Origin of the sequence: Salinispora mooreana, assembly GCF_000379065.1 — a bacterium.
Lineage (GTDB): Bacteria > Actinomycetota > Actinomycetes > Mycobacteriales > Micromonosporaceae > Micromonospora > Micromonospora mooreana.
Genome location: NZ_KB900614.1, coordinates 675,886 through 697,274 on the forward strand (window position 1 = coordinate 675,886; position 21,389 = coordinate 697,274).

At 70.6% G+C, this 21,389-nt stretch carries 15 protein-coding genes; 4 read left to right on the forward strand and 11 right to left on the reverse strand.

What is annotated here, in order from left to right; all coding sequences use genetic code 11:
• Positions 1-57: 57 nt before the first annotated feature.
• The gene (gene pepN, locus SALPAC6_RS0103220; RefSeq protein WP_018252009.1) at positions 58-2,571 is read right to left on the reverse strand and encodes an aminopeptidase N; all 2,514 of its coding nucleotides are present in this window, start codon (positions 2,569-2,571) and stop codon (positions 58-60) included.
• A 64-nt stretch (positions 2,572-2,635) separates the two neighbouring features.
• Here pepN and SALPAC6_RS0103225 point away from each other — a divergent pair, with 64 nt between their 5' ends.
• Both SALPAC6_RS0103225 and SALPAC6_RS0103230 read left to right on the forward strand, forming a co-directional pair.
• Positions 2,636-2,854, forward strand: a complete 219-nt coding sequence (locus SALPAC6_RS0103225) for a DUF397 domain-containing protein (protein WP_018216626.1) — start codon at positions 2,636-2,638, stop codon at positions 2,852-2,854.
• A 211-nt stretch (positions 2,855-3,065) separates the two neighbouring features.
• The gene (locus SALPAC6_RS0103230) at positions 3,066-3,536 is read left to right on the forward strand and encodes a DUF4383 domain-containing protein (RefSeq protein WP_018252010.1); all 471 of its coding nucleotides are present in this window, start codon (positions 3,066-3,068) and stop codon (positions 3,534-3,536) included.
• A gap of 81 nt (positions 3,537-3,617) precedes the next feature.
• Here SALPAC6_RS0103230 and obgE read toward each other — a convergent pair whose 3' ends face one another.
• From obgE to SALPAC6_RS0103260, 6 genes are all read right to left on the reverse strand, one after another.
• Positions 3,618-5,063 carry a GTPase ObgE gene (gene obgE / locus SALPAC6_RS0103235; RefSeq protein ID WP_018252011.1) on the reverse strand — a complete coding sequence of 482 codons (1,446 nt, stop codon included), beginning with the start codon at positions 5,061-5,063 and terminating at the stop codon, positions 3,618-3,620.
• 93 nt (positions 5,064-5,156) lie between these two features.
• Positions 5,157-5,411 carry a 50S ribosomal protein L27 gene (gene rpmA, locus SALPAC6_RS0103240; RefSeq protein ID WP_018252012.1) on the reverse strand — a complete coding sequence of 85 codons (255 nt, stop codon included), beginning with the start codon at positions 5,409-5,411 and terminating at the stop codon, positions 5,157-5,159.
• An 11-nt stretch (positions 5,412-5,422) separates the two neighbouring features.
• Entirely contained in the window at positions 5,423-5,737 is a 315-nt protein-coding gene (gene rplU, locus SALPAC6_RS0103245; protein ID WP_018223008.1) for a 50S ribosomal protein L21, read from the reverse strand.
• Positions 5,738-5,977: 240 nt separating this feature from the next.
• On the reverse strand, positions 5,978-9,085 hold the full coding sequence (locus SALPAC6_RS0103250) for an Rne/Rng family ribonuclease (protein WP_018252013.1): 3,108 nt from the start codon (positions 9,083-9,085) through the stop codon (positions 5,978-5,980).
• A 130-nt stretch (positions 9,086-9,215) separates the two neighbouring features.
• Positions 9,216-9,941, reverse strand: a complete 726-nt coding sequence (locus tag SALPAC6_RS0103255) for a TIGR03936 family radical SAM-associated protein (protein ID WP_080635991.1) — start codon at positions 9,939-9,941, stop codon at positions 9,216-9,218.
• A gap of 106 nt (positions 9,942-10,047) precedes the next feature.
• Entirely contained in the window at positions 10,048-12,033 is a 1,986-nt protein-coding gene (locus tag SALPAC6_RS0103260; RefSeq protein ID WP_018252015.1) for a TIGR03960 family B12-binding radical SAM protein, read from the reverse strand.
• Positions 12,034-12,138: 105 nt separating this feature from the next.
• On the opposite strand from SALPAC6_RS0103260, the gene SALPAC6_RS0103265 reads away from it, so the two are divergent.
• Positions 12,139-13,236 (forward strand): hypothetical protein, encoded by a 1,098-nt coding sequence (locus SALPAC6_RS0103265; protein ID WP_026189281.1) that lies wholly within the window; start codon positions 12,139-12,141, stop codon positions 13,234-13,236.
• 77 nt (positions 13,237-13,313) lie between these two features.
• On the opposite strand, the gene SALPAC6_RS0103270 is transcribed toward SALPAC6_RS0103265, so the two are convergent.
• The 4 genes from SALPAC6_RS0103270 to ndk all read right to left on the reverse strand — a co-directional run bounded on the left by SALPAC6_RS0103270 (position 13,314) and on the right by ndk (position 19,899).
• Positions 13,314-14,012, reverse strand: coding sequence for a lysophospholipid acyltransferase family protein (locus SALPAC6_RS0103270; RefSeq protein WP_018252016.1), 699 nt, complete (start codon positions 14,010-14,012; stop codon positions 13,314-13,316).
• Between the two features lie 191 nt (positions 14,013-14,203).
• Positions 14,204-17,383, reverse strand: coding sequence for an isoleucine--tRNA ligase (gene ileS / locus SALPAC6_RS0103275; protein WP_018252017.1), 3,180 nt, complete (start codon positions 17,381-17,383; stop codon positions 14,204-14,206).
• Between the two features lie 336 nt (positions 17,384-17,719).
• Positions 17,720-19,279, reverse strand: coding sequence for an alkaline phosphatase D family protein (locus SALPAC6_RS0103280; protein WP_026189282.1), 1,560 nt, complete (start codon positions 19,277-19,279; stop codon positions 17,720-17,722).
• Positions 19,280-19,473: 194 nt separating this feature from the next.
• Positions 19,474-19,899, reverse strand: coding sequence for a nucleoside-diphosphate kinase (gene ndk / locus SALPAC6_RS0103285; protein ID WP_020493533.1), 426 nt, complete (start codon positions 19,897-19,899; stop codon positions 19,474-19,476).
• A 141-nt stretch (positions 19,900-20,040) separates the two neighbouring features.
• Here ndk and SALPAC6_RS0103290 point away from each other — a divergent pair, with 141 nt between their 5' ends.
• Positions 20,041-21,375, forward strand: a complete 1,335-nt coding sequence (locus SALPAC6_RS0103290; protein WP_018252022.1) for a VOC family protein — start codon at positions 20,041-20,043, stop codon at positions 21,373-21,375.
• The last annotated feature ends 14 nt before the right edge of the window (positions 21,376-21,389 follow it).

Here is a 21,389-nt window from a genome sequence, read left to right on the forward strand (position 1 = left end):
AGTGGGATTGCGCCGAGTCGGCTATGACTGTGTCCGCGCCGGCCTGACCCGCGCTCCTCAGGCGTCCACCGCCGCGACGGCGGTCCGGGCGACCAGCGCCCGGCGCATGTCGTCGTCCGCGTCGATCAACGTCCGACGAAGGCCTCGGGTGAGATCCCCCCGGGTGAGCAGCTTCGCGACGCCCTCCCGGGTGCTCTGTGCGACCGCATAGCGCGGGAACGCCCGCTCCGCGATCCGCTCCGCCGCCCACGGGGTACGCAACCGCGAGGCGGCCGGCATGTCGGCAAGGTACCGCCCCACGTATGGGGCGGTCAGCGTCGCCTGCTCCGGTTGCCAGAAGCCCCTCGCGGTAGCCTCAACCAGGCGGTTGGAGCATTCCGTGTCCGCCACGATGATCTCCCAGGCAGCCTCTTTGGCCGCCACGTCGGGCAGGGCCGCGCGACAACGAGCAGCCCGCTCGGCCCCGGTGGCACTCGGGTCGGCTGCCGCCTCAGCGGCGATCTCCGCCGCACCGGCTCCACCCAGCGCCACCAGCCGCCCCAGCACCGCCCACCGCAGCTCCGCGTCGATCGCGAGCCCCGGCGGCCTGCCCTGGCCGGCCAGCCAACCGGCCAGCCGGTCCACGTCGTCGGTCGCGGCGACCCACCCCCGAGCTGCGGCGAGCTGCAGCGAACCACCGGGCGGCGCGGTGGCGAGCAGCTGCCCGGTGGCGGCGGCGACCTGGGCCAGGGCCGCCTTGCGGGGGCGGGGGGCGAGGTAGCGGTTGATCAGCGACCGACTGATCACGACCACATCCTCGACGATCACCACCTCGGTCTCGGCCGGTAACGCGGTGGTGATCAGCTGCACCAGCTCCAGCACCGGCCGCTCCCCATCAGTGACGGCGTCCAGCTCGGCTCCCCAGAGCAGCGCCCGCGCGAGCGAGTCGGTCAGACGGGGCAGCAACAGCGGTACCGCGTCCGCCGATGCCGGGTCCAATCGGATCTTGGCGTAGGTCAGGTCGCCGGCGTTCGGCAGCAGCAGCCGGGCGGCCACCTGCCCAGCCAGGTCCGTGAGCACCGTGCGACCACCATCAACGGAGGGCTCAAGGTCCACCAGACAGTGCTCCGCGGTGCCGTCAGCGGCGTACCGAGCGACGCCGATCCGGTGCGGGCGCAGCACCGGGTGGGACTCCGGTCCGCTCTGCACCAGGGCCACCTCGGCGTATCGGCCATCGGCGTCGAGCGATACCTCTGCCCGCAGCGTGTTGACCTGCGCGGTACGCAGCCAGCACCGGGCCCAGCCGGTCAGGTCGCGTCCGCTGGCCGCGGTCAGGCTGGCCAGCAGGTCCGCCAACGTGGCGTTACCGAACCGGCGCTCGGCGAAGTACGCGTTGAGCCCGGCCAGGAAGTCGTCGTCGCCGAGCCAGGCCACGAGCTGGCGCAGCACCGCGGCGCCCTTCGCGTACGAGATGCCGTCGAAGTTGAGCATGGCCTGGGCGGCGTCGGTCACCTCCGCCGGGGCGACCGGGTGGGTCGACGGGCGCTGGTCGGCCGCGTACCCCCAGATCTTGCGCCGCATCGCGAAGGTCGTCCAGCCGCGATCGAAGCGGGTGACCTCCGCGATCACCCGGGTGGCCAGGTACTCGGCGAACGACTCGTTCAGCCACAGGTCGTCCCACCACCGCATGGTGACCAGGTCCCCGAACCACATGTGCGCCATCTCGTGCGCGATGGTGCTGGCCCGCCACTCGCGCTCGCTCTCGGTGACCGCGGACCGGAAGACGTAGTCATCCCGGATGGTCACCAGCCCCGGATTCTCCATGGCCCCGGCGTTGAACTCCGGTACGAACGCCTGGTCGTACTTGCCGAACGGGTACCGCTGCGCAAAGAGCTGGTGATACCGGTCCAGGCACTGTTTCGTGATCGTGAGAATCTCGTCGATCTCCGAGTCCAGGTGCCTCGCGAGCGACCGACGACACCAGACGCCGAGCGGGATGCCGTCATGCTCGTCCCGGTGGACGTACCAGGGCCCGGCGATCAACGAGACCAGATACGTGGCCAGCGGTGCGGTCGGGGCGAACTCCCACCGCCCTGGACGGGGCGCGGCAGCCAGTGCGCCGTTCGCGGCGACGGTCCAGTGCTCGGGGGCGGTCACCGTGAGGGTGACCGGGGCCTTGAGGTCGGGTTGGTCGAAGGCGGCGAAGATGCGCTGGGCATGGTCGAGGAAGGACATGGCGTACAGGTAGGTCTCCCCGTCGGCCGGGTCGACAAAGCGGTGCATCCCCTCACCGGTATTGGTGTACGCCATCTCCGCCTCGACCGTCAGCGTATTCCGCTCGGCGAGGTCGGTCAGTGGCAGCCGGTTGTCGACCAGCAGGGCGGGGTCAAGGTCGGTGTCGTTGATTCGGACCGAGCGCAGCGTCTGCGGCTGGCACTCGACGAACGTTCGGGAGCCGGGGGTCGCCCGAAATCGGATGGTGACCTGCGAACGAAACCCTTTGTCGCCGGTCACGTCGAGGTCCACCTGATAGGACTCGACGGAAATCACAGCGGCGCGCGCGGTCGCCTCTACGCGGGTAAGGCTCGGCATCCGCTTATCCTGCCCGATGGAACAATACGAACTCCCCCCACCCACGGCACTGGAGGACTGGACCATGACGACGCACCCCAAAGGCGACTTCGATGTCTCGCGGGCCGTCTGGCAGCGAGCCGAGGGCGACACCTCCGAGGCCGCCGTCGAGGTCGCGTTCGTTGACGACCTGATCGGCATGCGGAACTCCGCCGAGCCGGACGGACCGGTACTCGTGTTCACCCAGGCCGAGTGGGACGCCTTCGTCGCCGGCGCCCAGGACGGCGAGTTCGACCTGGACTGACTCGGCTGGACCGCCTCGGCCTGGATCTACGGTCCAGGCCGAGGCGCTGCGTCCTCCCCTTCGCCCGCACACCCGGGTTCTGGCCGGCCACCGGTGTGATCCACCGTTTGGCTGCGGAGTCCGCTGGTGGGACCGGACAATGATGGACTGTCGGGTCGGGGGCGAGCCCGCGCCACGGCGCCATGGGCTGCGGATCGACGGAGGTGCACGCATGGCAGAGCACGCACGAGCGCGGTCGAGGACCGGGCTCCAGGTCGCGGCCCTCGCCGTGGCGGGAATCCTCCTCCTACTGGGAGTACTCGGCTTCGTACCCGGAATCACCACCGACTATGACGAGTTGCGGTTCGCCGGGCCGGACTCAGGAGCGAAGCTGTTTGGCCTGTTCCAGGTCTCTTTCCTGCACAACATCCTGCTCCTGGGCTCCGGCCTGGCCGGGCTGGTGCTGGCCCGTCGGGTAGGCGGGGCACGGGTCTTCCTCACCGTGGGTGGCGCGCTCACCCTCGCCCTGTGGATCTATGGGCTCGCGATCGACCGGTCCAGCTCCGCCAACGTGATCCCGGTGAACGACGCCGACAACTGGCTACACCTCGGGCTCGGCTTCGCGATGCTCGTACTCGGCCTGCTCCTGTCCAACCAGAAAGGCACCGGGGGACGACTCGACACTCCCCTGGACCGGCCCTGACCCATCCGCCGGCCAACTGCCCGCCAGCCCAAACTGGCCCTCGCCCGGTGCGGAGGCCGGGCGCTCAGCCGGTGCGGTCGGTCACTCCGCGTCGTCGCCGACCGGCTCGCCGGTTTCGGCCTCGTCGTCTGGGCGCTGCCGCCGGGCCTTGCGGGCCGCCAGCCGCTCGGCGGCCGACGGCCGCTCCGACTTCTCCGCCAGCCGCTGGTCACCACCGCGTACCCCGGGGACGAACTCGGTGTACAGCGTCGGCTGCCAGTCGAACTCGCGTTCGCCGATTCGGACCAGGTCGCCCGCCTGCGCACCGGCCTTGCCGAGCTTCTCCTCGACGCCGAGCCGGGCCAGTCGGTCAGCCAGGTAGCCGACCGCCTCCTCGTTATCGAAGTTCGTCTGCCGGACCCACCGTTCCGGGCGGGTACCCCGCACCACCCAGGCACCGCCCGGCACAGCCTCCACGGTGAAGCCCGCGTCGTCGACGGCCTTGGGACGGATCACGGTCCGGGCGGGCTCCGCCGGCGGTGCCGCCGCACGCGCCGCCGCCACCAGCTCGCCCATGGCGTACATCAGTTCCTTGAGCCCGGCCCGGGTGGCCGCCGAGACCTCGAAGACGCGGAAGCCGCGGGCCTCCAGGTCCGGCCGGACAATCTCGGCCAGGTCCCGCCCGTCCGGCACGTCGACCTTGTTGAGGGCGACCAGGCGCGGCCGATCAACCAGGCCACCGTACGCGCCCAACTCCGCCTCGAGGGCATCGATGTCGGCCACCGGGTCGCGCTCCGTCTCCAGGGCCGCGGTGTCGACGATGTGCACGAGCACCGCACAGCGCTCGATGTGCCGGAGGAACTCCAGGCCGAGCCCCCTGCCGGTGGCCGCGCCCGGAATCAGGCCGGGTACGTCCGCGACGGTGAAGGTGTGGTTGTCCGCCCGGACCACGCCGAGGTTCGGCACCAGGGTGGTGAACGGGTAATCAGCGATCTTCGGCTTCGCAGCGGAGATCACCGAGATCAGCGACGACTTACCCGCGGACGGATAGCCGACCAGACCGACGTCGGCAACGCTCTTCAGCTCCAGCACCACGTCCGTCTGATCGCCGGGCTCGCCCAGCTCGGCGAAGCCCGGGGCCTTGCGGCGGGCGTTGGCCAGCGAGGCGTTACCCCGGCCACCTCGGCCGCCCCGGGCCACCTCGAAGGTCGTCCCGGCACCCACCAGGTCGGCGAGCACCGTACCGTCGGCGGTCTGCACGACGGTGCCGTTGGGAACCTTCAGGACCAGGTCGGCACCGTTCGCGCCGTCCCGGTTCGATCCGGCCCCGCCCCGACCGTTGGCGGCCTTGACATGCGGACGGAAGTGGAAGTCGAGCAACGTGTGCACCTGCGGATCAACCACCAGCGAGACGCTGCCGCCATGCCCGCCGTTGCCCCCGTCCGGACCGCCGAACGGCTTGAACTTCTCCCGGTGAACCGAGACACAGCCGTGCCCGCCGTCGCCGGCCTGCAGGTGTAGGACGACCCGGTCAACGAACGTCGTCACGCCACCAATCCTTCCAGCGGAGGGTCGTACTGATCACAAGAAAAGCCGAAGCGGGCCGGGACACCAGGTCCGCGGCCCGCTTCGCCGGAGAGCCTACTGCTGCGGAACGATGCTGACGGTCTTGCGACCGCGCTTGGAACCGAACTGGACCGAACCGGCGGCCAACGCGAAGAGCGTGTCGTCCCCGCCTCGACCGACCAGGTCACCCGGGTGGAACTTGGTGCCACGCTGGCGGATGATGATCTCGCCCGCACTGACGAGCTGACCACCGAAGCGCTTCACGCCGAGCCGCTGGGCCGCAGACTCACGGCCGTTACGCGAGCTGGACGCACCCTTTTTGTGAGCCATTGGAGGACGACCTACTTCCCGCTGGAGATGCCGGTCACCTTCACCTGGGTCAACGGCTGACGGTGACCCTGGCGCTTGTGGTAGCCGGTCTTGTTCTTGAACTTGTGGATCCGAATCTTCGGGCCCTTGGTGTGCGCGGCGATCTCACCGGACACCTCGACCTTGGCAAGCTTCGCCGCGTCGGTCACCAGGTCGTCACCGTCGACGAGGAGCACCGCGGCAAGCTGCACCGCGTCACCGGGGGCACCGGCGAGCTTCTCGACCTCGATCACGTCGCCCTCGGCGACCTTGTACTGCTTGCCGCCGGTCTTGACGATCGCGTACATCGGAGGCGGACTCCCTGTCGTTGAGGCTGCTGGCGGTCGTTCCCACGGCGGCTCGCCGGATGACACAGGCACGGCGGCGCGGGCACGCGGGAGGTCGGCACACCAAAGTGCGCCGTCGGCAAGCGTACGCCATGGTCTGGAGCTCCCCCAAACCGGCCGGCCGAAACGCCGAACCCTACCCGCCATGAGGGCGCGCCGACCGGACCCGCGGGGCGGGTTCCGGTCGGCGCGGCACAGCCGTCAGGGGCGGGTACGACGCCGCGTACCCGCCCGGCGGGAGCGCCGCCGGCCCACGGTCTCGGACTCCTCGCCGTCCTCGCCGCCCACCGCGTCCGGATCGTCGGGCGCCGCGAGCCGCGCCACCTCGCCGCCCTGGCCCGCTACCGCGCTCGGGGCAGCCGGCGCTTCCACCTCATACCGAGACAGGTCATAGCCCATCGTGTCGTAATAGTCAGCACCGGGTGTCGTCGAGGTGGCCTCCGGGGCGGTGGTGGTACTGGTGTCCCGCGCCTCCTCGCTCTCGGCCGCGGTCCGCTCGGCGGCTGCGGTCCCCTTCCGCGCCCGCCGGCGGGACGACCCGCCCGCCTCGGCCGACGCCACCGCCTTGACCCTCTCTCCGGTGCTGCCGCCCGCACGGGGCTTCTCCGGCACCGGCTCGGTGTGCAGGATCAACCCACGACCCTTGCAGCACTCACAGGTCTCGCTGAACGCCTCCAGTAGGCCGGCACCGATCCGCTTACGGGTCATCTGTACCAGGCCAAGTGAGGTGATCTCCGTCACCTGGTGCTTGGTGCGGTCCCGCCCCAGGCACTCAGTCAGCCGACGCAGCACCAACTCCCGGTTCGACTCCAGGACCATATCGATGAAGTCGACGACGACGATGCCACCGATGTCGCGCAGCCGCAGCTGCCGGACGATCTCCTCGGCGGCTTCCAGGTTGTTCCGGGTGACCGTCTCCTCCAGGTTCCCGCCGGCACCGGTGTACTTACCGGTGTTCACGTCCACCACGGTCATCGCCTCAGTACGGTCGATCACCAGGTGCCCCCCGGAGGGGAGGAAGACCTTGCGATCCAGACCCTTCAGGATCTGCTCGTCGATCCGGTACTCGGTGAAGACGTCCACGGTGCCCACGTGCCGACGCAGCCGGGCGACCAGGTCCGGCGAGACGTGCGACAAGTACGACTCGACCTGGTCGTACGCACCCTCGCCCTCAATCACCAGCTCCCGGAAATCCTCGTTGAAGAGGTCCCGGACAACCCGGATGACCAGATCTGGCTCCTCGTAGAGCAGCACCGGCGCACCACCCCGGGCCGCCTTCGCCTGGATGTCCTCCCACTGCGCCTGCAAGCGCTTGACATCCCGCGCCAACTCGTCCTCGGTGGCACCCTCAGCGGCGGTACGGACGATCACGCCCGCCCCCTCCGGAACCAGCTTCTTCAGCACGTCCCGCAGGCGCTTACGCTCGTTGTCCGGCAGCTTGCGGCTGATCCCGGAGGCGTTGCCGCCCGGCACGTAGACAAGGTGCCGGCCGGAGAGCGCCACATGGCTGGTCAGCCGAGCGCCCTTGTGTCCGATCGGGTCCTTGGTGACCTGTACCAGGACCGAGTCACCGGACTTGAGGGCCTGCTCGATCGAGCGGGCTCGCCCTTCCAGCCCGGTGGCGTCCCAGTTGACCTCACCGGCGTAGAGCACGGCGTTGCGGCCGCGCCCGATGTCAACGAACGCTGCCTCCATGCTGGGCAGGACGTTCTGCACCTTGCCCAGATAGACGTTGCCGGCCATGGTGACAGCCGAGTTACGGGTGACGTAGTGCTCGACCAGCACCCCGTCCTCCAGTACGGCGATCTGCGTCCGGTCACCCCGCTGCCGGACCGCCATCACCCGGTCCACCGCCTCCCGGCGGGCCAGGAACTCCGCCTCGCTGAGGATCGGCGGCCGGGTCCGGCGCTGCTCGCGGCCGTCCCGTCGGCGCTGGCGCTTGGCCTCCAGCCGGGTTGAGCCGGAGACGCCCTGCACCTCGTCAACGGTGCGCCGCGGCTCCCGGATCTTGACGACCGTGGGCACCCCGTCCTCTGCGGCGGCCTCCACGTCTCCGGCACCACGCCGGCGCCGACGGCGGCGTCGGCGGGTCAGCCCGTCGCCTCCTCCAGCCTCGGCCTCATCGTCCTCCTCGGCCTCCTGCTCCACCGCCTCGGTCTGGACAGCGGCCTCCTCGGCCCCCTGCTCCTCGCCCTCGTCGGCGCCCCCCTTGCCCCGGCCACGACCGCGACGACCCCGCCGACGGCGGCGTCGGCCACCGATGGTGTCGTCCTCGTCCTCGTCCTCAGGGGGCTCCCCGGCTTCCCCGGTCTCCCCGGTCTCCTCGATCTCCTCAGTCTCCCGGGCCTCCCCGGTCCCGGCCTCCGCGGTCGGCTCGCCGTCGCGGCGACCCCGCCGGCGTCGGCGCGACGTCTCGACCGGCTCCTCCACGACCGGTTCCTCCACGGCCGGCTCCACGGCAGCCCGTGCCGGCACTGACTCCTCGGGCAACGGAGCCATGAACAGCACTGTCGGAGCGGAGAGCCGGGCACGTCGGCCCCGGGCCGGGCGCTCCGGCTCGACCGGCTCGGCCACCACCCCGGGCGGCACCTCCCCCACCGCAGCACCGGCGGGTGGAGTCGACTCGGTCTGCTCCTGCTCAGTCGCCGCAACCGGTTCGGTCGTGTCGGGCTCCACCGGAGCACCGGTCGGCTCGACCGGAGCAGTCGGCTCCACCGGAGCGCCAGTCGGCTCCACCGGAGCAGCGGCCTCGGCCGGAGCAGCCGAGTCAGCCGGCGTGGAGGTGGGCTCGGCCGGCGCGGGGGCGGCCTTCTTGCGGCGGGTCCGCGTCGCCTTCACCGGCGGCACGATGTCCGCCACCACCTCCTCCTGCGCGTCGGAGGCCGGCACCGGCTCCGCCGGCGCCTTGGCCGTCGTCGCCTTCCGACGACGACGCGTCGCCTTCGTCGGCGACGCACCCTCGCCCGCGATCGGGGCAAGCACTTCGGCCTGGGGTGCCTCGCCCGCCCCCGGCACGGCGGCGCTACCCGCCTCGATCGGTGCCTCGGTCTGTTCCGGTCGGCTGACTGGGGTCACCCGCTTTCGGCTGACCCGCTTGCGGACCCGAGCGGCCGGCTCGGCCGTGCCGGTGGCCGCCGCCTCGCTGGTGGCTGGGCCGGCCAACCCCTCAGCGGGTTCCCCGCCGGCCCCGGCGGCCCCCTCCGACGTGGTGTTCGCGGAGGCAGCGCTGTCGCTAGCACGGTGTTCGGCGGTCTCGCCATCCGGATGGAAGCCGGTGCGTTCGCCGCCCTCGGGCTCGTTCTCGAGCATGGACGTTCTCCAGTTCTGGCTACCCCGGGCGCGGGTGAGCGCTGCCACGCAGGGTCGCCGCAAAAGGTGTTTCCGCCAGTCGCGATCCACGCGACCGGCGAAGTCTGCCTAGCCAGACACCGACCGTCGGTCAGCGTCCACCGATAACTGCCCCGTCGCGGCCCGTGTCCAACGGATCCGCGATCGCACCCTGCGCGGTCAACGTGCCCTGAGCCAGCCGGGTCACGCGCGGCGACACCGGCGGCTCCAGGTCAGCCACCACGCGGAGGCCGGAAAGGACGTCATCGGGTCGAACAGCGGGAGTGACCTGCCGCACGACCAGCTCGAGTATCGCACACGGTACTGCCACCGCCTCGGAAGGTGCCTCATCCGACATGATCATATTTACATCGATCACAGCCGCACGAGCGTCAAAAGTCCGCCGGCCCTGCTTGGTCATCCGCTCGACGAAGACCTCGTCCGCAGCGGTGAAGGCGGCCACCGCCGCGCGCAGCACCTCCGGACCCACCCCCGGCAACTCGATCCGCCAGTGCGCCGCCTCGATCCGGTCAACGAGGCTGCCGCCGGTCGCCACCACCGCATCCAGCACATCGAGTCCGGGCGAGAGGGCCGCGTCAAGCGCTGCCCGCAACGCCGCCGGGTCGACCGACTCACGCAACCCGATCTCCAGGTACTCGGCCTCGCTCGCCACACCGGTGGGCGCGGCGCTGGCGTAGGAGATCTTCGGGTGCGGGGTGAAGCCCTGGGAGTACGCCATCGGTACGCCGGCCCGACGCAGCGCCCGCTCGAAGGCGCGCGCAAAATCTCGGTGCGAGGTGAACCGCAGTGGCCCCCGCTTGGCGTACCGGAGGCGGATCCGCTGGACGACCGGCGCCTGCCCGCCCTCCGGCTGTCGTTTCCTACTGATCGTTGCGCTCCTCGGTTTCAGGCCGACGACGGTCGCCGGTCCCCGGGACCTACTGCTACTGCTGGGCGTTGCTGGGGACCCGCAACCCGTTGACCGGGGTCAACGGAAGCAGTTTCCTACCCGTCGGGCCGATCTGGATCTCGGTGTCCATGGCCGGGCAGACACCGCAGTCAAAGCACGGCGTCCACCGGCAGTCGTCCTGCTCATACTCGCCCAGGGCGTCCTGCCAGTCCTGCCAGAGCCAGTCCTTGTCCAGGCCCGAGTCCAGGTGGTCCCAGGGTAGGACCTCCAGCTCATCGCGCTCCCGGGTGGTGTACCAGTCGAGGTCAACGCCGAAGTCGGGCAGCACCTCCGCGGCGGCCTCCACCCAACGCTGGTACGAGAAGTGCTCGCTCCAGCCGTCGAACCGGCCGCCGTTCTCCCAGACCCGACGGATCACCGCGCTGACCCGGCGGTCACCGCGGGAGAGTAGGCCCTCGATCAGCGACGGCTCGCCGTCGTGGTAGCGGAAGCCGATCGCCCGGCCCAGCGAACGATCCGCGTTGACCGCCTGCTTGAGCAGCCGCAGCCGATTGTCGATGACCTCCGGCCGGGCCATCCCCGCCCACTGGAACGGGGTGTGGGGCTTCGGCACGAACCCGCCGATGGAGACCGTGCAGCGGATGTCCCGGCTGCCGGTCGCCGCCCGGCCGGCCCGGATCACCTCGTGCGCCATCTCCGCGATCTCGAGGACGTCCTCGTCGGTCTCGGTCGGCAGGCCGCACATGAAGTAGAGCTTCACCTGCCGCCAGCCATTGGTGTAGGCGGTGACCACGGTCCGGATGAGGTCGTCCTTCGACACCATCTTGTTGATCACCTTACGAATCCGCTCCGACCCGCCCTCTGGGGCGAAGGTCAGACCGGTCCGCCGGCCGTTGCGGGCCAGCTCCTGCGCCAGGTCGATGTTGAACGCGTCCACCCGGGTGGACGGCAACGAGAGCGACACGTTGGTGCCCTCATACTGCTGGGCCAGGCCGGAGCACATGTCGCCGATCTCTGAGTGGTCGGCCGAGGAGAGCGAGAGCAAGCCCACCTCGTGGAAGCCGGAGAACTCCAGCCCCTCCCGCACCATCTGCCCCACCGTGGTGATCGAGCGCTCCCGCACCGGCCGGGTGATCATGCCAGCCTGGCAGAACCGGCAGCCCCGGGTGCAGCCCCGGAAGATCTCGACCGCATACCGCTCGTGGACCGTCTCCGCCAGTGGCACGAGCGGCTTCTTCGGGTACGGCCACGCGTCCAGGTCCATCGTCGTGCGCTTGTGCACCCGAAACGGCACGTCCGGGCGGTTCGGCACGACCCGCTGAATTCGGCCGTCGGGCAGGTAGTCCACGTCGTAGAAGCGCGGCACGTAGACGCTCTCGGTGCGGGCCAGCCGCAGCAGCAGCTCATCCCGGCCACCGGGAGAGCCCTCGGCCTTCCACTCCCGAACGATCGTGGTGATCTCCAGGACCGCTTCCTCGCCGTCACCGAGTACCGCGGCGTCAACAAACGCGGCGATCGGCTCCGGGTTGAACGCGGCGTGCCCACCGGCGACGACCACCGGGTCGGCGTCGCCGCGGTCGGCGGCCAAGAGCGGAATTCCCGCCAGGTCGATCGCGGTGAGCAGATTCGTGTAGCCCAGCTCGGTGGCGAAGGAGACGCCGAAGACATCGAAGTCCCGCACCGGACGGTGCGCGTCGATGGTGAACTGCGGCACCTGGTGGGCGCGCATCAGCCGCTCCAGGTCCGGCCAGACGGCATACGTCCGCTCGGCAAGCACGTCGGGCTGCTCGTTGAGCACCTCGTACAAGATCTGGACACCCTGGTTGGGCAGGCCGACCTCGTACGCGTCGGGGTACATCAGGGCCCAGCGCACGGCCGCGGTGTCCCAGTCCTTGACCACCGCCCCCAACTCACCACCGACGTACTGGATGGGCTTGGCGATCTGAGGCAGCAACGGCTCCAGCCGGGGCCACACGGAGTTGGCCACGGCGCTGCGCGGCGTGGTGGACAGGGCACTCATGATGCTCAAGGGTACGCGCCCGACGACGAGACCAACGGCGGCGGCTCACGGACGTGCGCGCGTATGTCGGTACTAGCCTTGGGCCGGCGAGAGGAGATGGACACGATGCCGGAGCCGACCAACGGCGAACCGGGCGGCCCGACCGGCACTCAGCGGTTCCGGGCAGACGAGACCGCCCAACCACCGTCTCCCACCAGGAGCGGCTCCGCTGCCGTGCCCCTGCCGCGCCGGCGACAGCGGGACGAGCCGGTCGAGCCCGCCGCGGCAGCGAGGCACCCGGAGGCACCGGAGGACCAGACCCCGGTTGACCCGTGGGCCGGCACCGACACCACCGGGTGGGAGCTACTCTCCATCGAGCTGCCACCCCTGTCGCCGACCCCAGCGGACCCGTCGGAACCGTCCATCCCACCGGCCCCGTCGGCCTCGTTCCCTTCGTCGGCCCCGCGGCAGCCGCAGCCGCCCTCCGCCGGCCCGGCGGAGCCAGCGTCACCGCCGACCGGACCTGCGGTCCTCCCTTCGGCCGCACCAGCCCCCACCGGCGCTCCCGCCCCACCCCCCAGCAGCTGTCCGGTCCCGGCGCCGGCCGACTCGGCCCGCCCACCAGCCCCCGCTCAGCCGACGTCGAAGCCAACCGACACGGCAGCACGGAGCCGCAACCGCCGAAGGTGGCCCTGGGTGCTGCTGTTCGTCATCGCGTGCTGCTGCGGCGGCCCGGCCTACTGGGCGGCACCGGCGCTCAACCAGTTCCCGGCGCACGCCGCCCTCCCCAGCGAGTTCAGGGACCTGCGACTACGCGAGGACCAGAGCAGCGGGCAGACCGCGGCGGAGTTGGCACGGCGGGTGGACGAGGCGCACTGGACGGCCAGCGACACCTTCGCCGGCATATACCACACCGGTGCGGGCAAGCAGGTGACGGTCTTTGGTGGCACCGGAATCTGGCTCGCGCCGAAGTCGGCGGCGGAAGACGAGATGGAGCGGCTCACCGGCGAGTACGCGCTCGGCGCGTCGCAGGTCGTCGGGACCGGGGTCCACGGCCAGCACGGGCGATGTGCCATCGGTCACGACGGTGGCACCGACGTGGTGGTCTGCACCTCCGTTGACCACAGCAGCATCGCCACCGCCGTCTTCACCCGGCTCTCGGTGGCAGACAGCGCCATCCTCCTCGGCGCCCTACGGAATCAGATCGTCACCCGGTCGGACTGACCCGACTCCGGCTCCATTCCCGCGACTCGGCGTCCCGGCTGGGCCAACCAGCCGGGCCCTCCGCCACCGCGCATCGGTCAGACCGCGCCCGGCTCCCCGTCCGCGGGCGGACGTCCACGTGCCGGCGCGTACCGCGGGACATACTCCTGACCGGTGAGCTTCTGGATCTCGCCCATCACCTCATCGGTCATGGCCCGCAGCGAGGCACGGTCGTCCGACCGCCCGGTGAAGTCCAACGGCTTGCCGAACCGCACGGTGATCCGGCCGGTGAGGGGGCGAGGCATCCGCGCGCCGATCGGCTGCACCTTGTCGGTGCCGATCATGCCGACCGGGATGATCGGCACCCCCGCCGTCACCGCGAGCCGGACCGCGCCGGTACGTCCACGGTAGAGCCGCCCGTCCGGGGAGCGGGTCCCCTCCGGGTAGACGACGACCAGGTCACCGGCGCGGAGCGCGGGGATCGCCGCATCGAACGCCGACAGGGCTGCGCGCCCGCCGCCGCGCTCCACCGGGATGGCGCCGAGGCCGGTGAGCACGAACCTGGAGAACCGCCCTTTCAGGCCGGTGCCCTTGAAGTACTCGGACTTGGCCCAGAAGGCCAGGTGCCGGGGGACGGTCGTGCCGAGGAAGAGCTCGTCGGCGACCGAGAGGTGGTTGCCAGCGAAGATCGCGCCGCCGGTCTCCGGCACGTACTCCAGCCCTTCCACGGTCGGACGGAAGCCCAACCGAAGCGCGGGCGCCAAGGTGAGCTTGCCGATGGTGTAGAGCAGCGGCACTGGTCCTCCGGCAGTTCGAATACGGGTACAGGGGCGGTGTCACGGTAGCGGACCCCCACCAGACACCCCGGGCGAGGTGTGGCGGGTCCGCTGACCGAGTGACCGATTTAAAGATCAACTTGATGGGGTGGGGGTGAGGAAGGACCCGCTCGCACCGTCGCCGGCGTCGACCGGGCCCATCCGCACCTGTTCTAAACCCGACGGACGGTCACCGCAACCTGCTCACCGTCGCCCACCTCACCGGTGAACCCGGCCAGCCCGGGGGCGAGCTCCACCGAATCGGCCAGCACCTCCCGGGCCACCACATCGCGGTACGCGGAGACCGCCGCCCACACCTGCTCGGATGCGGCGAGCGCGACCACGATCCGGTCCGACACATCCAGGTCGGCGTCCCGGCGGGCCTGCTGCACCACCCGGATCACATCTCGGGCCAGCCCCTCGGCGGCCAGCTCCGGGGTGACCTCGGTGTCCAGAACGACCACGCCCTCACCGCCGGGCAGCGGCGCCGACTGCTCGGCGTCCGCGGCGACCAGCCGCAGCTCGTACTCACCCTCGGCGAGGGTGACTCCGGCGGCGACCGGTGCGCCGTCAACCAGCTCCCACTCGCCGGCCTTGACCGCCCTGATCACCTGCTGGACCGCCTTACCGACCCGCGGGCCAAGGGCCCGGGGCACCACCGTCAACACCTGCTCGCAGTAGCTGCCCAGCTCGTCGGTGAACTCGACCCGCTTCACGTTGACCTCGTCGGCGACCAGGTCGGCGAAGGGCCGCAGCGCGGCAGCGGCCGGCGTGGCGACAGTCAGCACCGACAGCGGTAGCCGCACCCGCAGGCCACGCGCCTTACGCAGGGACAACGCCGCCGAGGCGACCCCCCGCACCGCGTCCATCGCAGCGACCAGGTCATGGTCGGCGGGGAACTCCGCCGCCGTCGGCCAGTCGGTCAGGTGCACCGAACGCTCACCGGTCAGGCCCCGCCAGATCTCCTCGGCCGTCAGCGGCGCCAGCGGCGCGACCACGCGGCAGAGCGTCTCCAGCACCGTCCACAAGGTGTGGAAGGCGTCCTCGTCGCCGGACCAGAACCGGTCCCGCGAGCGGCGTACGTACCAGTTGGTCAACGCGTCCAGGTAGGACCGGATCGTGGCACAGGCACCGGAGATGTCGTACCCGTCCAGCTGCGCCTGCGCCGTTGATACCAGCTCGTTCGTCTTCGCCAGCACGTACCGGTCGAGCAGGTGCGCCGAGGCGGTGCTCCGCCGCGCCTGACGTCCGTCGGCGTTGGCGTAGAGCGAGAAGAAGTACCAGACGTTCCAGAGCGGCAGCAGCACCTGCCGGACCGCGTCCCGGATACCGGCCTCGTGCACCGCCATGTCACCACCGCGCAGCACCGGGGAGGACATCAGCATCCAGCGCATCGCGTCCGAGCCGTACGTGTCAAAGATGTGATACACATCCGGGTAGTTGCGCAGGCTCTTGGACATCTTGCGCCCATCCGACCCAAGCAGGATGCCGTGGCTCAGGCAGTTGCGGAAGGCGGGCCGGTCAAACAGCGCCGTGGCGAGCACGTGCATGGTGTAGAACCAACCGCGGGTCTGCCCGATGTACTCGACGATGAAGTCACCCGGGTAGTGGGACTCGAACCAGTCGGCGTTCTCGAACGGGTAGTGCACCTGGGCAAACGGCATCGCACCGGACTCGAACCAGCAGTCCAGCACCTCCGGGACCCGGCGCATCATGGACTTCCCGGTCGGGTCGTCCGGGTTCGGGCGGACCAGCTCATCCACCGCCGGCCGGTGCAGATCGGTCAGGCGTACGCCGAAGTCCCGCTCCAGTTCGGCGAGGGAGCCGTAGACGTCCACCCGCGGATAGGCCGGGTTGTCGGACCTCCACACCGGGATCGGTGAGCCCCAGAACCGGTTCCGGCTGATCGACCAGTCCCGGGCGTTGGCCAGCCACTTGCCGAACGAGCCGTCCTTGATGTGCCCCGGAGTCCAGTTGATCTGCTGGTTGAGCTCGACCATCCGATCCTTGAACCGGGTCACCGCGACGAACCAGGACGACACCGCCTTGTAGACCAGTGGGGTGTCGCAGCGCCAACAGTGCGGGTACGCGTGGGTGTAGGTGTCCTGCCGGAGCACCACGCCCCGCTCCTTCAGCTCCCGGATCACCGGCTTGTTGACGTCGAAGACCTGCTCCCCCTGGTACGGCGGGACGAGCGCGGTGAACCGGGTACGGTCGTCCACCGTGACCACGGTCGGTATGCCGGCGGCGTTGCAGGTGTTCTGGTCGTCCTCGCCGAACGCCGGCGCCAGATGCACGATCCCGGTGCCGTCCTCGGTGGTCACGAAGTCCGCGCCCAACACCTGGTACGCGTGCTCCCCCGCCGGCTCGACCAGGAAGTCGTACAGCGGGGTGTATCGGCGCCCGATCAGGTCCCGGCCGTACACGGTGCCGACCTGCTGGTACCCCTCCAACTCCTTGGCGTACGCGGCAACCCGGGCGGCGCCCAGGACGTAGCGCTGCCCGTCCCGCTCCAACACCGCGTACTCGATGTCCGGGCCGACTGCGAGCGCCAGGTTGGACGGCAGCGTCCACGGCGTGGTGGTCCAGACCCCCAGCGCGACGTCGCCGCGCAGCAGCTCCGGGGCGTCGGAGTCCGGGGTGAGCGTCAACCACACGCTGAGCGTCGGGTCGTGCCGGTCCCGGTAGACATCGTCCATCCGGGTCTCGGTGTTCGACAGCGGCGTCTCGCACCGCCAGCAGTACGCGAGCACCCGGAAGCCCTCGTAGACCAGGCCCTTGTCGTGCAGGCTCTTGAAGGCCCACAGGACGCTCTCCATGTAGTCCAGGTCCAGTGTCTTGTAGTCATTGGAGAAGTCGACCCAACGGGCCTGACGGGTGACGTAGCGTTCCCAGTCCTGGGTGAACTCCAGCACCGAGCTCCGACAGGCCTCGTTGAACCGGTCCACTCCCAGGTCGAGGATCTCCGCCTTGCTGGTGATGCCGAGCTGCTTCTCGGCGACCACCTCGGCGGGCAGGCCGTGGCAGTCCCAGCCGAACCGACGCTCCACCCGCCGACCACGCATGGTCTGGTAGCGCGGCACCACGTCCTTGACGTAGCCGGTGAAGAGGTGGCCATAGTGCGGCAGGCCGTTGGCGAACGGCGGACCGTCGTAGAAGACGTACTCGTTGTCGGCGGGGGCACCGTCGGCGACGATGCCGTCCACCAACCGTCGGGAGGCCGGCCGGGCCTCCACGGAGGCCTCGAAGGTCTTGTCGGCCGTCCAGTGCTCCAGGACCCGACGCTCGATCGCGGGCAGGTCCGGGCTCGCAGGGACTCCGGTCGCGGTCGGGTCATGCAACGGATAGGCCATCGGGGGGTCGCGCTCCTTCGCAGCTCACTCTTCGTGGGTCTGCGAGGACGAACCCGCTCCGGACGCCGTCAGCGTGCCGGGGCCGGGCCCGCGGTACCACCCCGCTTGGCAGCCAAGATCGACCGCCCGCTCGTTGGCCGGCTGTGACGGGCCGGACCCGTCCGGTTCTACTCGGGCGCGGACGCCCTTTCTTCCGGAGGCTCACCGGTGATAGCCGGGTCGTCGCCGTGTGGTCGCCAACCCTACCCGACCCCGGGCAGAGATCGCCGCCGACTTTCCCACCGCGGAACCGGCCGATCATGAAGCCCCGACCAGCTCCATGATCGGCCGGCGTGGTCACCGTGGAGCGGGAAGCGTGATGCTCCAGAGCGAGTTGCCGATGCGATCCCGCAGGTGGACCGTGCAGGCGCCGCTGTCGGCGTCGATACGCACCTCGCCGAAGTGCTGGAAACCCGCCGCGGGGCTGGTGTTCGCGCTGGGCGGCGCGTTGACGAAGACCGCTTGCGGGCCGAACGTGCCATCCATCTCGTTGGGGCCGAAGGCGCCGGCGTGCGCCGGGCCGGAGACGAACTCCCAGAAGGGCGTGAAGTCGCCAATCGCCGCCCGGGCAGGGTCATAGTGGTGGGCGGCGGTGTAGTGGACATCGGCGGTGAGAAAGAAGATGCCGGTCACCCCGGCGCGATGGACCGCCCGAAGCACCTCGGCGAACTCCAACTCCCGGCCCGCCGGCGCCCCCGGATCACCCTGCGCCACGCCCTCCTGGGCCGAGCCGTCCGGCACCACCAGACCGAGCGGCAGGTCGGCCGCGATCACCTTCCACGTCGCCCGGGAGCGGGTCAACTCGCGAATCAGCCACTCCCGCTGCTCCCGGCCGAGCAGCCCCCGGTCCGGATCCGGGTAGGTGTTCCCGTCGTTCGGGTCCTTGTGCGTACGCATGTCCAGCACGAAGACATCCAGCAATGCCCCGTACGGCAGCCGTCGGTAACGGGGTGCCCGGATCGGGGTGGGCAACCACTCGTCAAACGCCTGCCGGGCGCGGGCGGCGAGCACGTCTACCCGCTTCTCCGTGTACCGGTCATCGGCCAGCACCTCGCCCGGGTACCAGTTGTTCGTCACCTCGTGGTCGTCCCACTGGTTGATCTGTGGCACCTCGGCCACGAACGTCCGCAGGTGCTCGTCGAGCATGTTGTACGCGTACTGCCCCCGGAACTCCGCCAGGGTCTCGGCGACCTTGCTCTTCTCCGGGGTGACGAGGTTCCGCCAGACCCGCCCGTCCGGCAGCGACACCATCTCGGTCAGCGGGTTGTCGGCATACACCGTGTCACCGCTACAGAGGAAGAAGTCGGGTTCGGTGGCGCGCATGGCGGCGAAGATGGGCATGCCACCGAAGTCGGGGGCGATGCCCCAGCCCTGCCCAGCGATGTCCGCGGTCCAGACAAACCGGATGTCACGCCGCCGACGTGGGCCGGGGGCGGTCCGCAGGGAACCGGTCAGGGGCTCACTACACAACCCTGGCCGGTCCAGGCTCTCCGCCCGGACCCGGTAGTACCAGCGCTCACCGGCCGGCAATCCGCGCAGTCGTACCTTGCCGGTGAAGTCCCCGGTCGGATCCAGGACCGGCCCGCGCAGCCGCCGGGCGTCCCGCAGGTCCGGCCGGCGGCTCACCTCCACCAGCATCCGGCCGGGCCGATCAGCCCGGGTCCACACCACCGCCGACTCGGCGGAGACGTCGCCGCTCTGCACCCCGTGCGTGAGAACGGGACGACCGGCCGGGCGCCACCCCGCAGCGGCGGGCCCGGCGGCGCCGCCGGCACTCCCCAGGAGCGCTCCGCCAGCGGCTCCCGCACCCACGGCAAGGCCGGTCCGCAGGAGCGTACGTCGATCGAAATCGGTCATGGTTCCTCCCGGATCGGGGACTCACCCCCGGTCTACCGAACCGACATGACCTTTCCCCGCGGCCCAGATGACCAACCCGGGAACACCCGGTGACCGACCGCGCCCCAAGGCGCTACAACACCCCGCCGCGGACGCAACCCTGCCGTGGACGCGACAACGCCCCGCCGCGCGCGACAGCGCCTCGGCCGCGATCCTCAGACCAACTCCGGGAACCAGAGCCCGATCTCGCGCTTCGCGCTGTCGACGGAGTCCGAGGCGTGCACGAGGTTCTCCCGGTTCGACAGCGACAGGTCGCCCCGGATGGTGCCGGCCGCGGCCCGCCGGCCGTCGGTCACGCCGATCATGCCGCGCACCACCTCGATGACCTGGTCGCCCGAGAGCACGAGCGCGACCAGTGGGCCGCTGGTCATGAAGGTCTTCAGCGGCGGGTAGAAGGGCTTGTTGACATGCTCGGCGTAGTGCTGATCGGCGAAGTCCGCGTCCAGCGTCCGCTGCACCAGCGCGTCGAGCCGCAGGCCCTTACTCTCAAATCGGGAGACAATCTCGCCGACCAGCCCGCGGCGGACCGCGTCGGGCTTGATCAATACGAGCGTACGCTCCTCCGGGCTGCTGCTGGACACGCTGTTCCTCCTGTACACCGAAGGCGACCGGGATGGGTACGGTCAGCGTATCGGCCCGGTCTCGGCGCCGGTGCGGCGGTCGGTCCTTCCCCCGGCGGCCGAGTCGGCCTAGCCTGGCCCCTACCCCCCAGGAGGTCCACAGTGGCGAATGGCGGTAGCCGCCCGATCGCGCCGGTCCGCAAACTGGTCGGCGCGGCGCTGGGCACGGTGGCCACGTTCGTGGTCTTGTTCGGCCTGGGCATGCCGAGTTGGTCGATCGTGGCGCTCGGCGGCGCCATCCTGGTGCTGGCGGTCGCCCTCGCCACGGTTCGGGCCGGCGGGCGCACCTGGGTCATCGGTGAGGGGACGGTGCACACCGTCTCCGAGCCGCCAACCCAGTACGCGTTCGGCCGCTGCGAGTTGCAGCTCTTCATCGACGCGCCCGGGCTACCGCCACGATCCAAGAAGATCATCGAACCGCGGGTACCGGTCGCCAAGTGGCCGGCGCCGGGCCAGGCCCTACCGATCCGGGTGGCGCTCGACGACCAGCGGCACGTACGCGTCCTCTGGGACGAGGTGCTCACCCACGCAGAAACCGCGCGGGTCAGCGCCGCGGACCTGCCCCTGCACCACCCAGACCCGGACCTACCGATAGAGGAACTGCTGATCCAGCAGGAGGCACCGCCGTGGGCCGGCCGGCCAGCCGACGACGAGTTCCGGGACCCGTACGCCGACCCGGTTCCGCCGCCGACCGAGCCCAGCACAGTCGTCGTACACCATGTCCCCGGCAGCCCGCCGGTTCTCGACGGGGAACTGGTCAACCCACCCGCCCCCGGCGACCTACCGCGCCGCTCCGCGCCGAGCCCCCGACCCCCCGCCGAGCAACGATTCGACCCATCGGCCGAGGCAGCGCCCTTCCAGACGGCACCATTCGAGGACGCCTCCGCCGCCACGCCAGCTCGACCGACCGCCGAAGAGCCCGGACCGGCCGGCGACGGGTTCCGGGTCCCCGCCCCGGCGGACCCGGTCGACCTGCCCCTGGACGACCCGATGCCGCCGTACGCCGAGGAACCGGTGATCCCGGACCTGGACGAGGCGATCTTCGGGGAGCCCGCCGGTGACCCGCCGATCGCCGGGGTGGGGTTCACCCTGCTCGTCACCGACCTGGCCCGGTCGCTCACCTTCTATCGGGACCTCGGCTTCACCGAGGTCGACCAGGGCTCCGGTAACGCGGTGCTCGCCTCCGGGGCGACCCGCCTGGTGCTCCGGGAGGTCACCGAGGCCGTCCCCATCAGCCGTCGGCTCGTGCACGTCAACCTTGAGGTTGACGACATCCAAGACGCGTACGCGCGGCTGCGCGAATCCGGCGTCCGCTTCACCTATCCGCCCCGGGTCGTCAACCGCGGGTCGAAGCTGGAGGTGTGGGCAGCCGCCTTCCGCGATCCGGACGGACACGGCATCGCCCTCACCCAGTGGCGGGAACGCGCCGAAGCCTGAATGGGTCGGTCGGC

What these genes read in the sequence shown, in the direction of transcription:
- pepN (WP_018252009.1), bottom strand. Translation starts at nt 2,571, where the DNA reads ATGCCGAGCCTTACCCGCGTAGAGGCGACCGCGCGCGCCGCTGTGATT.
- SALPAC6_RS0103225 (WP_018216626.1), top strand. Translation starts at nt 2,636, where the DNA reads ATGACGACGCACCCCAAAGGCGACTTCGATGTCTCGCGGGCCGTCTGG.
- SALPAC6_RS0103230 (WP_018252010.1), top strand. Translation starts at nt 3,066, where the DNA reads ATGGCAGAGCACGCACGAGCGCGGTCGAGGACCGGGCTCCAGGTCGCG.
- rpmA (WP_018252012.1), bottom strand. Translation starts at nt 5,411, where the DNA reads ATGGCTCACAAAAAGGGTGCGTCCAGCTCGCGTAACGGCCGTGAGTCT.
- rplU (WP_018223008.1), bottom strand. Translation starts at nt 5,737, where the DNA reads ATGTACGCGATCGTCAAGACCGGCGGCAAGCAGTACAAGGTCGCCGAG.
- SALPAC6_RS0103250 (WP_018252013.1), bottom strand. Translation starts at nt 9,085, where the DNA reads ATGCTCGAGAACGAGCCCGAGGGCGGCGAACGCACCGGCTTCCATCCG.
- SALPAC6_RS0103260 (WP_018252015.1), bottom strand. Translation starts at nt 12,033, where the DNA reads ATGAGTGCCCTGTCCACCACGCCGCGCAGCGCCGTGGCCAACTCCGTG.
- SALPAC6_RS0103265 (WP_026189281.1), top strand. Translation starts at nt 12,139, where the DNA reads ATGCCGGAGCCGACCAACGGCGAACCGGGCGGCCCGACCGGCACTCAG.
- ileS (WP_018252017.1), bottom strand. Translation starts at nt 17,383, where the DNA reads ATGGCCTATCCGTTGCATGACCCGACCGCGACCGGAGTCCCTGCGAGC.
- SALPAC6_RS0103280 (WP_026189282.1), bottom strand. Translation starts at nt 19,279, where the DNA reads ATGACCGATTTCGATCGACGTACGCTCCTGCGGACCGGCCTTGCCGTG.